We start from the raw sequence: 14066 nt of genomic DNA, 5'->3' as shown, positions 1-14066 counted from the left end.
GGGGTGAGAATAATGAAACGAAGCATAGGAGACCACATATTTGATACGGCGAATATCATTGTGCTTGGCATTATAGCGATCATTACACTTTTTCCGCTTTATTATGTGTTTGTCGTTTCATTTACGGATCCGGCAGAGTACATCCAGAAGCAAGGATATATCTTATTTCCAGAAAAATGGACATTGGATTCTTACAAATATTTGTTGTCTACGTCGGCTTTTCAAAGCGCATCGATGATCAGTGGTTTTCTAGCTACTGTCGGAACCGCACTCAGCCTGGTGATAACAGCTGCACTCGCATATGGTTTATCCCGTAAGCGGTTGCAGGGTAGAAGACTAATCATGCTATTGATTCTTATCACACTTTTGTTCAGTCCGGGGTTGATCCCGCCTTACTTGCTGGTTCGCGATTTGGGATTGATTAACAGCATCTGGTCATTGATTTTACCGGTGCTGACCAGCGGGTGGTACGTCATCTTGATGAAAAGCTTCTTCGACAGCATTCCGGTTGAGTTGGAGGAATCCGCTATCATCGACGGATCAACGGATATCGGAGTTTTCTTTCGGATCGTCCTTCCACTGTCACTTCCCGCACTTGCCGCTTTCGGATTATTTTACGCAGTGGCTTACTGGAACACATTCTTTAGTGCGGTATTATACATCAATGATCATGCCAAGTGGCCGCTTCAGCTCGTGCTGCGCAATATGTTGATCGACTCGTCGACTCAAGCGGGGGGATCAGCTGCAGCGGAAATGATGGCAGAACAAAATATCCCTACCGAAACTTTAAAAATGGCTGCTGTCGTCATAGCGACGCTTCCAATCCTGTGTGTTTATCCGTTCCTGCAAAAGCATTTTGCCAAAGGTGTCATGCTGGGCTCGGTGAAAGGATAATCTTTTTAAAATGAATGAGGAGGGTTAATATGAAAGAAAAGAAGGGGTTTATTACATGTAAATCAGCGCCAACATCGTTAGCATTCATCATGGTAGCATCGGTCCTGTCGGCTTGTTCCGGCGGTGCTGCGCCAGTTTCAACAACAGGAACAGCTAGTACTGCTGACGGCGGTAAACCAACGGAAATCAGCATTTTCACGGAGTTTAGCACACCGGAACCTCCGGCAGCTGATAATCCGGTTACGAAGGAATTCGAGAAGCGCACGAATACCAAGTTGAATATTACTTGGGCATCTCCAAACGCATGGGAAGAGAAGCAAAACGTTATGTTGGCTTCGGGCGATATGCCTGATTTGATGAAGATCAAGGACATGAAACAAACGCAGGCGATCAACATGATTAAGCAAGGTGCGTTTTGGGATTTGACGCCTTATCTGAAGGATTATAAAAATTTATCGGCTTATCCGAAAGAAATTATGGACAGTGTCAAAGTGAATGGCAAACAATACATCCTGCCGTCGGTACGTCCGCTCCATGGAAGCAGCTTCTTCAATATCCGCCAAGATTGGCTGGATAATGTAGGGCTGAAGATGCCGCATACCATGGATGAGTTCCATACGGCATTAAAAGCATTTGTTGAGAAAGATCCCGACAAGAACGGCAAGGCTGACACGTATGGTTATAACGGCAAGAACTGGGAAAAAGTGATCGATATTTTCAATAAAAGTAACGGTAAATGGAAAGAAGCGGGCGGAAAGCTGGTTGACACCGATCTGGAACAGGGAACAAGAGACGGACTTATTTATCTAAACAAGATGTACAAGGATAAAATAATGCCTGAAGATTTCATTGCTATGAAAACAACCGACTTTGAAAACATGGCGAAAGCGGGCAAAGTCGGTGTCCAAATGGATACCACGGAAGGTGTTTTCCGTTCTACGGAAGGTGCACAAAAGCTGGATCCGAAAGCCGATTTTGTGGCTATGACGTATCTTGAAAGCCCGGCAGGTAAAATGGTTCATACCGGTTCCGGATTTGGCGGGCTATACGTGATCCCGAAAAAAGTCCCTGAAGCCAAAATGAAGAAAATCCTGGCTTTGATGGATTACGGCGCATCCGAGGAAGGCTTTGAATTGGCCTGCTACGGTCTTAAGGATATCCACTTCAAGGTGGTAGACGGCTTCAAAACGGCTACTGAGCAAGCAGTCAAAGACAGTGTATCGCAAAGCTCATTCGGCAAAATCTTCGAAAGATTCGATCCATACCTGTGGGCCTACCGCGTAGGTATGCCAAAAGCAACCTTCGAGCGTAACAAGAAAATTATTGACGATCGAGCAAATTATGGGGTAGCAGATGTATCGATCGGTCTGTTGTCCGACGTCGATTTGAAAATGGGACCGGACTATAAGAAGAAGATGGACGATATGAAAGTTAAAGTGATCATGGGTAAAGAACCGATCGAATCATGGGATACTATGGTCAAAACGTTCAAAGCCGATGCCAATTACATGAAGATGACCGACGAGTTCAACCAAGCCTATCAGGACAGAAAGAACGGTAAGTAAATAGAGAAAAGGAGTCGAGAGTCCATGCTGCAAAAATTGCGATTGGCCGTTGTCGGATTGGGACGCGTATCGAAGTCCCATCTTCCGGCAGTACGGGAGCTGGCTGAACAAATTGAATTGGTTGCCCTTATATCTCGTGATGAAAGTAAACTGCAGCAGGAAGCCGAAAAGTGGGAAGGGGTGAAAACCTATACTTCCTATGATGACGCGGTTAATGATCCGGATATCGACGCTTTCCTGCTGCTTCTGCCGCATGATATTCACGCGGAATATTCGATTAAGGCGCTTCATGCCGGCAAGCATGTGCTGGTTGAAAAGCCTATGGCGATGAATGTGCAGGAAGCAGAGGAGATGGCAGAGGCTGCGGAAGCAAATAACGTCACCTTAATGATCGGGCAAAGCCGCCGTTTTTATAAACCGGTAATGGAATCGATCCGTCAGGTGAGAGAGAATGCTATCGGCAATTTGATCAATATCAACGCATTGCTTCTGGCGCATATGGATAAGCCGGCAGCAGATTGGTGGAAGGACGAATCTAAAATCGGCGGATTTATTATTCCGCTTTGGGGAAGCCATATTCTTGACTATATTCAGTGGGCTTACGGCAGAGCCCCCCAGTCGGTCTATGCGCAGGGACATTCCAACAACCCGAATTGGACGGGGGAAGATGAAGTCGCCATTTCCATGAATTTTGGGGAAGGCCGGATGGCGAATGTGTGGATGTCGTTCAATGCGGGCTGCCGCCCGACGGATGAAGTTGGTCTTACAGGAAAGCGTATATGGTCTACGCAGAACAGCATTTACGACCGATATTTAATCGGGTCGAACGGCTTGCTGCATCTGAAAGACGAATATGAGCTTAGTTTGAATGGAGAGAAGCTGGAAACCTGTGAAACCACTTTCTCTAATTTCACATGGCAGCTTGAGGAATTTACCGACGCCATACGAGAGGGACGTCAACCTCTGGCTTCAGGCCGGGAAATCATCCAGGTGATGAGGGTCATCGATGGTTGCTTTGAATCGATGCGGACCGGTCAGGTTGTTCAGCTTTAATCCTTGAGGGAAAACGAAGGAGGACTTTTGTAATGAAGTTAAAAACCTTGGTGCTTTCACCGCAATCTCGTTTGGACGAAGTATGTTCGGAGGCCTGCCGTGCGAAAATAAATGAACATTTCGAGCCGGTGTGGAATGAGACAGGACGCGACTATACACAGGATGAGCTTTCAGTGCTGGTTGCGGATGCGGAAGTGATCATTTCCAGTTGGGGCTCCCCCAGTCTGACCGACGACATGCTAGAGAAGGCCGTCAAGCTTAGAGCCATTGGCCATGCGGCCGGAACGGTGAAGAACCTTGTTCCGAAGCAGATTTTCTCTCGAGGAGTTAAAGTATTCTCTGCAGCTCCAAGGATCGCGCTAAGTGTAGGGGAATATTGCTTGGCGGCGCTGCTTGCCTCTCTGCGGTATTTGCCTGCTTTCGATTCCACGATGAGGGAAGGGAAATGGAAGATTGCTGGTTTGAAGGGAAGGGAGCTTACCGGCAGCACGGTCGGCATCATTTCAGCCAGCTCTACGGCTCGCGCTTTTATCAAGCTGCTTTCTCCGTTTCAAGTCAATGTTATCATTTACGACCCCTATTTGACGGATGAAGCAGCAGCCCGGTTGAATGCTAAGAGGGCCACACTAGAGGAAGTAATGGGCTGCCCTATCATTTCGGTGCACGCACCAAAGCTTCCCGCTACCGAAAGAATGCTAACCCGTGAATTGTTGGCACTTATTCCGGATGGTGCGGTCTTCATTAACTCTTCCAGAGGCCCTGTGGTAGATGAGCAGGCATTTATGGAAGGGCTTCAAAGCGGAAGATTCTTTGCTGCACTTGATGTGTTTGAGAAGGAGCCTCTTGCTGTGGATCATACTATTCGGTCGCTGCCGAATGTACTTCTATCTCCCCATATTGCCGGAGCCTCGGTACAAGGCCATCTTGCGCTGATGGAGGAAGTGGTCGAAGATATCATCAGAAGCCAGCGGGAAGAAAAGACGACGTATGAAGTAAACGAGAAAATGTGGGAAGTTATGGCCTAACAGGTCGCAGAGTCCTTTTATATCGGAAGGAGAAATACTCAGAATGGTTAGAAAAATGTCCGTTCCTCCTATGGAATTGGTAGATTATGATGGTCCCGGAACGCAGATGTGTGCGGTTATGGACGCTATCGGAGAGATTAGTGTTAGACGAGCTTTGATTCCGGAACCCAAGGAAGGCGAAGTACGTGTCAAGGTCAAGTGGGTCGGTATTTGTGGAAGTGACGTTGAGGTATTTCGTGGTGCGCGCGAGCCAGAATTTATTTCGTACCCTACCAGGCTGGGACATGAAGTTGCAGGGATTATTGATAAGATCGGCCCTAATGTGATTGGTGTCAAGGAAGGCGATCATGTGGCTTTGCGGTATGTTTGGGGCGCGTTTGCCGAATATGTATGCTGCACCCCGTTTTCTCTTAAGGTTCTGCCCAAAGACCTGCCGTTAATCGAGGGTTCGCTGATTGAAGTGCTTCCGGGCATCATCCATGCAGCAGAACTCGGGGACATTTCCCCTAATAAGAACGTACTGATCACTGGGCAGGGCGTCAGTGGTCTAGTGATGACTCAAGTGATCAATATGTTTAGCCCGAGAAATTTGGTCGTAACGGATCTGTTTGACGAAAAACTGGCGCTAGCACGCAAATATGGCGCCACCCATACGTATAAAATCCCTCATGAACATGCGGATACCATGGATATCGTTGGAGCAGACTTCCCAGATGGCTTTGACGTGGTCATTCCTTGTCTTCTGGAGGGAGCGGGGATGATAGACGCTATTAACGCAGCAGCGCAGAACGGACGTATTGTCATGTACGGCTGCATCGGCACCTGTCACAGGCCGGTTGATTTCTTCAAGGTTCATAAAAAACGGTTAGATATCCTTTCTACGGAACCTAAGCGGGACATCGACAATCGACGCTACTTCGATGAAGGGCTGAGGCTGGTCCTTGACGGATTAGTTAACACCGAGGAAATGATTACTCACGTCGTTCCCCTCGCGGAAGTCGTCCGGGCATTCCAATTGAGGAATGAACATAAAGGTGATACCATTCACGTCATGATTGACTGCGAAGTCAAATAGTACAAGACAAACCGCCATAAGGAAACCTCCTTAGGGCGGTTTATTTTTTGAAGAATAAGAATTTATATGTTTCGTGTTTTGGGTAAGCAAAGCATCTCGGTTTGGGGAGGGAACTCGTATACCATGCATGCAAAATCCTCTTTGGGCCCCATTTACGGAGTTCATTAAGTTAGTAAGGCAATTGAAGTTGCTTATTTGTCTTAATAGCCCCTGATATGATTGCATAAGCAAGCTAGGTTTGTTTATTGTTTGCTAATGGGCCCTAGAATGTAACGTTGTGCAGATAATAAGCATGTGCTGTGGTCTTATCTCACGAGGTGCCAATGAATTAGAATGGATAAGCGAGATTAGCTTGCTTATTCATTCATAGATAAAACACTATCCGTAGAGGGCTCGGTGTGTGCCAGATAGCTTGTAAGAGCGAATACGTATAGTACCGGAAGTAGGTTGTAATAGCTCCATCTGAGCAAGCTTGCGCAGAAGTTTAACGGCATGGTTTCTGCTAATGTGCAGACGCTGGGAGATGGTTTTTGGCAGGAGGGGTTCACCCGTTTGTCCGGCGATTCTCAGAATTTCTTTTTCTTCCAGTGTTAACGCTGGACCCAAATACTCCTCGCCAAACCAGCTGCCCATCATTTGGAGGATCAATTGCTGACATCGACGTGGCTTTTCTTTCATTTCATCATAGGCGAAGCGGAGCACCTTCCACCCATCCAGAATGAGACGGTTTTGACGAGTTAACTGGTCTGCAAACTGCCATCGATTAATATCCTTATGGTGCGCCTTGTAGCCATCAATTTCTATACAGACCAAGTGATTCCCGCGAATATAAGCGAAGTCCAAATATCGATCACCATCCTTAAAGTCCGAAATCTGATATTCGGCATGAAGAAAATCAAATCGACCGACAGACGGCCACCAAACCTGCTCGAGGAACTACTTCTCAGCATGACCGTGGCCCTCCTGAAGACGCCTTAGAGATTCGCCTGATCTCGTTTGTAACTGCAATTGCATAAATTTCTCATAGCATGCGTCGAATAACATATCAATGCCCCCTATTGATCATAACGCCTAAAGAACAGACCGCTCTCTCCTGTTGGAGAGAGCGGTCTGTGTGCTTCACGACCTGTGATCCTATTACGGTTATTTTACACGAATAAATGACTCAGTGGCAAGATGGTGGGGGATGAAAGATTTACGGACCGTCTTTAAAGTGGTGTTTTTACTGCATAGTCCCTACCCGCGAACTAAAGACTATAACCAGTAATCTTATCGGACCTAGTCGCAGGCTAGGTTTTTTTGTTTATCTCTCGACCGGAAGCCATCATAAAAAATCACAACCCAGCGGAAGTTATCCCATGGAACAGATAGAGTAACCATTGTACCATCAGGACATAGTTGCTATAGAGGAGGATAAGGGATGAATATGGAGTTGAATCACGGTAAGGATGCGTTTGAGGAACGTATCATGCAGCTGCCTGTTTTGGATACGCACACCCACCTTGTGGGGGATCGTCTTTGTGCTAGCGACTTCTGGGAGATTGCGCATTATTTCTGGTTGTTTCGCGAGCTGCAGGCTGCGGGCTATCCGGCGAATGCCATGGAGCTCCCGGAGGACATACGAATCGCTGCCTTTTTGGAAGCTTACCATGGATCAAGAAACACGATGATGAATGTGGTGTTGACGCAAATTTTCAAAAATCTATACGGCATTGTTATAAGCGACGCTGCCTCCGTATTGGAAGCAGACGCTGCTGTCAAACAGTCTGCGCAAAACGTTACGTGGGCGCAAGAAGTAGCGGATCGAATGAACGTTAGCAGATTCGTTGTAAATATACCCGAGCATGCTGAGTTCCAAGGCATGCGAGAGAATGCTATACTGATCCCGCGAATCGACGGGAAATTAGGCGGGTGGGTCAAAGAAGTTGAGCTGTCGCATGACCCGGCTGCAGCATTCGCTCAAGCGCGTGAGAAGCTTACGCAACTACTCGACACCTACAAGGAAGCCGGTTACGTGGGCATCATGACGACATTGCCAAGCTATGAAGCCAGAGCGAACCGCAAGGTTGTGATCGGGCAAGGCAGCACGAAGGATGAGATTTTAATGATGCTTCTGCACGAATTAGGTGCTGCAGCTGAGCAGAGGGGACTTCTCATTCAATTGTTTCTCGGTGTGGAACGTTCCTGGTGTGGAACAGCCACCCCGGTCAATGACCCGGCCCGTATCTTGAAGCTATCTGCTTTGTTTGAAGCCTATGCCTGTACCTTCGAACTTGTGGTGGCCTCGGAGCTTAACAATCTGGATATTGTGCAAGCAGCATGGAATTTTCCGAATGTTCATGTGGGCGGACATTGGTGGTTTAACTTTCGGACGAGCACGTACCGAGATAGTATGCAGTACCGGTTAGAAGCGCTTCCGGCAATCAAAAGCTCTCTCATCGTATCCGATGCCCGCTGTATGGAGTGGAGCTACGGCAAGATTTTGCTTGTCAAACGGATTGTGAGCGATTTCCTATGGGGTCAAATTGAAGCTGGCTGGATTGATCAGGACACGGCCTTGTTTGTAGCGGAGAATTGGCTGTACGGAAGTGCAGCAAAGCGCTATGGTATCGCTCATTGATTCTGTTTTACCAATCGTAAAAAAACACAAAGCGCTATAAGTTTCACCATCGCTACCTCCAGACAACCCAAGTAAGATGAAGAAGACAAATTGAAGCAGCATACAAGAAGGGGAGGAAACCATGGCCAGTAAAATACAGCCATCCGATCGAACGGTTTACGATTTCTCATCGCAGAGTCAGAAATGGGCTTTTGTGCGAAAACATTGGCCGATTTATGTGATCTCATTACCGGGAATTATTTATTTCTTACTTTTTAAATATATCCCGTTATTCGGTTCCATCATCGCGTTTCAAAACTACAACATTTTCAAAGGAATTAAAGGAAGTAAATGGGTGGGTTTAGAAAATTTCCAACGAATGTTCGCGTATACAGATTTCCTTCAGATTTTGAAAAATACGATATTAATCGGTATTTACGATATGTGCTTCGCGTTCCCGGTTCCGATCATTCTGGCTCTTCTCATCAATGAAGTGCGAGTGATGATGTATAAGCGGATTGTTCAAACCGTAGTCTATATGCCGCATTTCCTATCATGGGTCATCGTAGGCGGAGTTGTCGTAGGGGTATTATCGCCATCCACGGGGATCGTCAATCATTTGCTAGCTTTATTTGGTGTCGAGCCCATTTATTTCTTAGGGGAAAATACATACATTCGGCCCATTCTAATTGGTTCCGGGGTGTGGAAGGATAGCGGTTGGGGGACCATCATCTATTTGGCCGCCATTGCTGGCATCAATCCCGATTTGTATGAAGCAGCACAAATTGATGGAGCCAGCCGGATTCGTCAAGTGTTTTCCATCACGATTCCGAGTATTCTACCAACGATTGTTATTCTATTCCTTCTTCAAATTGGTAATTTTCTCGATTTCGGTTTCGAACGCGTCTTTGTATTTCTTAACCCGCTTAACAATGAGAATGGGGAGATTATTGATACGTTTGTGTACCGGGCAGGTCTCGTTGATAGGCAATATAGCTACACGACTGCCATCGGGTTGTTCAAGTCGGTTGTGGGTCTAATGTTAATCATGATCAGTAACACGTTTAGTAAAAAGATGACCGGGGAAGGTTTGTACTGATACGGAAGGAGAACGGAGGTGAATTGCTATGATTATGACAAGAGGCCATAAAATTTTTAATGTATTCAATATCATTTTGTTAGGTATCATCGGATTGAGCATGGTGCTTCCCCTCATTCACATTATTGCGCAGTCATTAAGTAATAACGCTGCCATTAATGCAGGGAAAGTATCGTTGTGGCCAGTTGGCTTCACACTGGGAAGCTATAAACTTATTTTGCAGGACCCGACGATATGGATTGGGTTTCGAAATAGTGTCATTATTACGGTTTTTGGAACCTTGATCAACCTATTTATGACAACAACGCTAGCTTATCCTTTATCTAGACCTGAATATTTGTTCCGTAAATCCATACTGGTGATGGTGCTGTTTACCCTTATTTTCAGCGCACCGTTAATTCCAAACTATTTGTTGGTGAAACAGTTAGGACTTCTTAATACGCTTTGGGCTTTAATGCTTCCTATGGCGATTAGCGCTTTTAATTTATTCGTTATGCGTTCATTCTTCCTGAACCTACCGACGGAGCTGCTGGATTCGGCAAGAATTGACGGATGCGGAGAGTTTCGGATATTGTGGAATATTGTACTGCCTCTATCTAAACCTGCGATGGCTACGATGGGCATCATGTATGCGGTGGGTCATTGGAACCGTTATGCCGAGGCCGTGTTTTATATCGATCATCGAAACTGGATTCCGCTTCAAGTGCGGCTAAGAGAAATTGTATTTACAGATCAAATGGGGCAATCGGACGTTTCTTCGGAATTAATGCTATTACTATCACCGGAAGGGATTAAGATGGCGGTCATTGTCGTGGCTACGATCCCCATCCTTTGTGTATATCCGTTCCTGCAAAAGCACTTTATCCAAGGGATGATGGTAGGATCAGTGAAATCCTGATGATCTCGTAAATCACAAAAAACAACCGTATATCGTAAATTTACCAATCTTCTAATTTCAGTATCCTGTGTATGCTTTGAATGGAAGGACCATTCATAACTTTTGGAAAGAAGGGGTTCTTTTGAAAAAAGTTACAAGTGTCGCGCTCGTCGCTGTATTGTCTATCGGTACTTTAGCGGGCTGTTCAACGGGAAAAACCGATCAGGAACAAGCAACGCCGTCATCAGTCACAACAGCGGCAAAAAAGGCAGCGACCAAGTTTTCTATTTCATATCCGACCACGACTAACACTGGATACCACACTCGAGTTGACATGACATTAACAATGACAAATGGGTGAAGAAACTGGAGGAGCTGACGAATACCGATCTTACGCTTAGAGTAACGGAAGTAAACAAAATGGGCGTTTTGTTCGCGAGTAGTGACATTCCGGATGTGGTAGGCAGCTTGGGCACAGCAACAGATAAAGCGATGTCAGGTTCCGTAGAAGCAGGGATGTTCTTGCCACTGGATGACTTGCTGAAACAAAATGCCCCTAATTTGATGAAAACAGTACCAAAGGAAGCGTGGGACGCCGTATCCTATAATGGGAAGATTTATGGGATCCCCAACTGGTTAGAGAATCCTTCCAGACGTGCTACGTTTATTCGTACCGATCTGCTTGAAAAGGCAGGATTACAGCCACCTAAAACGATCGATGAATTCTTGAACGTACTCCGGAAGTTTAAGGCAATGGGCGTTAAATATCCATATGGGGCTCGCGAGAACCTGAAATATGCCGACACCGTTCTAGGAGCATTCGATGTGCTGCCTTATAAAGAACAATTTGAGGTTGTAAATGGTCAAGTTGTTCCGAAGTTTTTTGATGTGGAAAATATGACAAAAGCGCTTAATGTGATCATGATCATGTTTGATGAAGGTTTGATGGCCAAAGAGTTCGCGACGACAACTTCGACCGATTGGTTGAAAAATATCCGCTCCGGCGATGTTGGTATCTGGTCCTCCAACTTAGTCAGCTTGAATGATTTCCGGACGAACATTCCGAATGCGGTGAAAGATGCCAAGATTGATATTATCACTTCGCCGAAGGGACCGGATGGCAAAGGCGGTTATCTGATGTACCAGCCAGTGATTGGCGCTCATTACATCAGCAAAAATGTGAAGCCTGAAACAGCCGCTGAAATCGTTAAATATTTCGACTGGATGACGTCAGAGGAAGCATTCAAGTTCTTTACTTACGGTATCGAAGGCGATACGTATACGGTAGTTGACGGTAAAGTGAAGTATAAGGAACCGACCAACAAAGAAGAACAAGAGGAGCAGGATCACCGTGGTACACTGCACTCCTCCCATGAAAGTACGGTTAACCGTCTGAAAATGCAAACAGATCCTAACGGACCTTATATTTTGAATGCATTCGATAATATTTTAGCAAAAGAAGGTTTATCAGGTATTGGCTTTTCGCCTAATCTGGAGGCCGATGCCAAGTACCCAGATGCCGCTTCACCAGGTTCGGATGCTGCGCCGAAGATTATTATGGATCATATGATTAAAATGATTTACGGCAAGGAACCGATTTCCGACTGGCCAAAGGTCATTGAAGAGTATAAAACCAAAGGCGGCAATGAGATCATTAAAGAAGCGACGGACCGTTACAACAATAAAAAAGGCGTGCTTTTTTTGGGTAAGAAACAGGAATAGCAAGTCGATAGAAACTGTCCCGTGAGCGGGCAGTTTTTTATTTTTTTGGTGGAGTTGCTGATGAGCCAAGCCCGATCACAAGATGCTCTATTTTGCTCAAACCGGGTATTTCACGTTTTCGCGGAACGAGGATCCGCTATTTCCCATTTTCGAGGTGTAAAAACTGGTAAAAACGTCAAAATAGCGCACTCACGTTCCGCGTATCGGTCCTGCATAGGCATAATCACCGAAATAGCGAATCCTCGTTCCCCCGATCCTCCGTTTATATGTCCGAATCACTCATCCATGGATTTTACCAGCTCTTTATCTGTATTTGATGTTCAGAAAACAGCTGTGTTTAATCGTATAAAATGACATAGCGTCTTAAATTTATACATACAGGAAACGATAACTTTTCGTTATGATACATATAGAGTAGTGAAACCGCTTGCACTTTGAATGGAAAGAAGGGGAGTTTATATGAAAAAAACAATCAGTCTTACCCTGGCTGTCATGCTGACAGCATCTGCTTTAACCGCATGTTCTTCGGATGGAAAGGTTGCGGGAAATGCTTCACCACAGCCATCAGATAACGTGAAGAAAGCACCAGTTAAATTCTCGATGCTTTATCCAACGACAGTCAGTACGGGATACCATACCCGAGTGCCTGATTTGAACAAGGATAAATGGATCTTGAAGCTAGAGGAGTTAACGAATACGGATTTGGACGTTAAGGTCGTGGAGGATGCCAAATTCGGCGTTATGTTCGCTAGTAACGATATTCCCGACGTTGTTGGCAGTATCGGTGGTCCTGGCAGTAAGTCGATGTCCGGTTCTGTAGAGAACGGTGTTTTCATGCCGCTGGATGAACTTTTGAAGCAGAATGGGCCGAATTTGTTAAAAGCGGTACCCAAAGCAGCTTGGGATAGTGTTTCGTATGAAGGGAAGATTTATGCCGTTCCTGAATTTTTGAGCAATCCATCCCGACGTTCCACGTACATTCGTACGGATTTACTGGAGAAGGCCGGGCTTCAGGCTCCTAAAACCGTAGACGAATTTTTGAATGTGCTGCGGGCATTTAAGAAGATGGGTGTAGAGAATCCATATCAAATGAGGGAAAACTTCAAGTATGCGGACGTTATTCTAGGAGCTTTCGATGTTTTGCCTTATAAGGATCAATTTGAGCTTGTAAATGGTCAAGTAGTCCCGAAGTTTTTCGATGTAGAAAATGTTCAAAAGGCACTCACCACATACAAAATGATGTATGACGAAGGTTTGATTCCAAAGGAATTCGCAACCATCACTTCTACCGATTTTACGAAAAGCATTGAGTCGGGCAAAGCGGGAATCTGGTCGCAAAATGCTTCCGGATTACCAGGTTACCGTACGAAGGCCCAACAAGCTGTCCCAGGAGCAAAAATTGATATTATTGCTTCGCCAAAAGGCCCGGAAGGAAAAGGCGGATATTTCTATTATGCCCCTGTCATTCGTTCCTTCTTTATTAATAAAAATGTGAAGCCAGAAACAGCGGCGGGAATTATTAAAATGTTTGATTGGATGGTTTCGCCGGAAGCCGAAACCTTCTTCACCTTCGGGGTTGAAGGCGATACCTACACCAAAGACAGCAGCGGCAAAATTACTTATAAATTCCCGACGACGAAGGAAGAAACAGATGAAGAAGGGTTCCGCAGCGGAACGATGTGGGCGGTGCATGACTCCACTTACAATAAACCAAGACTTCTGCTGAACGAAGATGGAAAAGCGACCTTGAAAGCATTCGATGAGGTTCTATCGAAGGAAGGGCTGTCCGGTATCGGATTTTATCCAGATTTGAGCAGCTTCGCTAAGTTCCCGGATCTTGCTGCTCCTCAGCCTGACGTAGGCCCGAAAATTATTATCGATCACATGATTAAAATGATTTACGGCAAAGAACCAATCTCCGATTGGCCGAAGGTGATCGAAGAGTATAAAGCCAAAGGCGGCAATGAAATTATTAAAGAAGCGACCGATCGCTGGAACAAGAAGCAAGGCGCGATTATGCTCGATATTAATAAATAAGCTGCCATTAGAAAGGGACATCCTTCACGCAGAGTATTCTGCGGAAGGATGTCTTTCCCTATGATAAATCGTAAAAAAATACATACATATCTTAATTTTATCCTTACTGCTAGAGCGAAT

Annotated in this window: 11 protein-coding genes; 10 read left to right on the top strand and 1 reads right to left on the bottom strand. The window is 45.6% G+C overall.

Annotation, left to right across the window (positions count from 1 at the left end; all coding sequences use genetic code 11):
* The first annotated feature begins 12 nt into the window (after positions 1-12).
* The 5 genes from QFZ78_RS16275 to QFZ78_RS16255 are packed head-to-tail and all read left to right on the top strand — an operon-like array spanning position 13 to position 5612.
* Complete coding sequence (locus QFZ78_RS16275) at positions 13-894, top strand: carbohydrate ABC transporter permease (protein ID WP_307549073.1); 882 nt, start codon at positions 13-15, stop codon at positions 892-894.
* A gap of 29 nt (positions 895-923) precedes the next feature.
* On the top strand, positions 924-2459 hold the full coding sequence (locus tag QFZ78_RS16270; RefSeq protein ID WP_307549071.1) for a type 2 periplasmic-binding domain-containing protein: 1536 nt from the start codon (positions 924-926) through the stop codon (positions 2457-2459).
* A gap of 24 nt (positions 2460-2483) precedes the next feature.
* Positions 2484-3512, top strand: coding sequence for a Gfo/Idh/MocA family protein (locus QFZ78_RS16265; protein WP_307549068.1), 1029 nt, complete (start codon positions 2484-2486; stop codon positions 3510-3512).
* A 32-nt stretch (positions 3513-3544) separates the two neighbouring features.
* Positions 3545-4537, top strand: coding sequence for a hydroxyacid dehydrogenase (locus tag QFZ78_RS16260; protein WP_307549066.1), 993 nt, complete (start codon positions 3545-3547; stop codon positions 4535-4537).
* Positions 4538-4580: 43 nt separating this feature from the next.
* A complete protein-coding gene (locus QFZ78_RS16255) occupies positions 4581-5612 on the top strand; it encodes a zinc-dependent alcohol dehydrogenase (protein WP_307549064.1) in 1032 nt (343 codons plus the stop codon).
* A gap of 378 nt (positions 5613-5990) precedes the next feature.
* Here QFZ78_RS16255 and QFZ78_RS16250 read toward each other — a convergent pair whose 3' ends face one another.
* Complete coding sequence (locus QFZ78_RS16250; protein ID WP_307549062.1) at positions 5991-6455, bottom strand: DUF559 domain-containing protein; 465 nt, start codon at positions 6453-6455, stop codon at positions 5991-5993.
* A 577-nt stretch (positions 6456-7032) separates the two neighbouring features.
* Between QFZ78_RS16250 and QFZ78_RS16245 the strand changes: the two genes are divergently transcribed.
* The 5 genes from QFZ78_RS16245 (at position 7033) to QFZ78_RS16225 (ending at position 13946) form a co-directional block, all read left to right on the top strand.
* A complete protein-coding gene (locus QFZ78_RS16245; protein ID WP_307549060.1) occupies positions 7033-8232 on the top strand; it encodes a glucuronate isomerase in 1200 nt (399 codons plus the stop codon).
* Positions 8233-8353: 121 nt separating this feature from the next.
* Positions 8354-9310, top strand: a complete 957-nt coding sequence (locus tag QFZ78_RS16240; protein WP_307549058.1) for an ABC transporter permease — start codon at positions 8354-8356, stop codon at positions 9308-9310.
* 28 nt (positions 9311-9338) lie between these two features.
* Positions 9339-10208, top strand: coding sequence for a carbohydrate ABC transporter permease (locus QFZ78_RS16235; protein ID WP_307549056.1), 870 nt, complete (start codon positions 9339-9341; stop codon positions 10206-10208).
* Positions 10209-10544: 336 nt separating this feature from the next.
* Positions 10545-11909 carry an extracellular solute-binding protein gene (locus QFZ78_RS16230; RefSeq protein WP_307549054.1) on the top strand — a complete coding sequence of 455 codons (1365 nt, stop codon included), beginning with the start codon at positions 10545-10547 and terminating at the stop codon, positions 11907-11909.
* Positions 11910-12368: 459 nt separating this feature from the next.
* Positions 12369-13946 (top strand): type 2 periplasmic-binding domain-containing protein, encoded by a 1578-nt coding sequence (locus tag QFZ78_RS16225; RefSeq protein ID WP_307549052.1) that lies wholly within the window; start codon positions 12369-12371, stop codon positions 13944-13946.
* The last annotated feature ends 120 nt before the right edge of the window (positions 13947-14066 follow it).

It is taken from the genome of Paenibacillus sp. V4I5, assembly GCF_030817255.1.
GTDB lineage: Bacteria > Bacillota > Bacilli > Paenibacillales > NBRC-103111 > Paenibacillus_E.
Note: the sequence above shows the minus strand (reverse complement) of the source record. Positions and strands in the feature narration are given on the sequence as shown.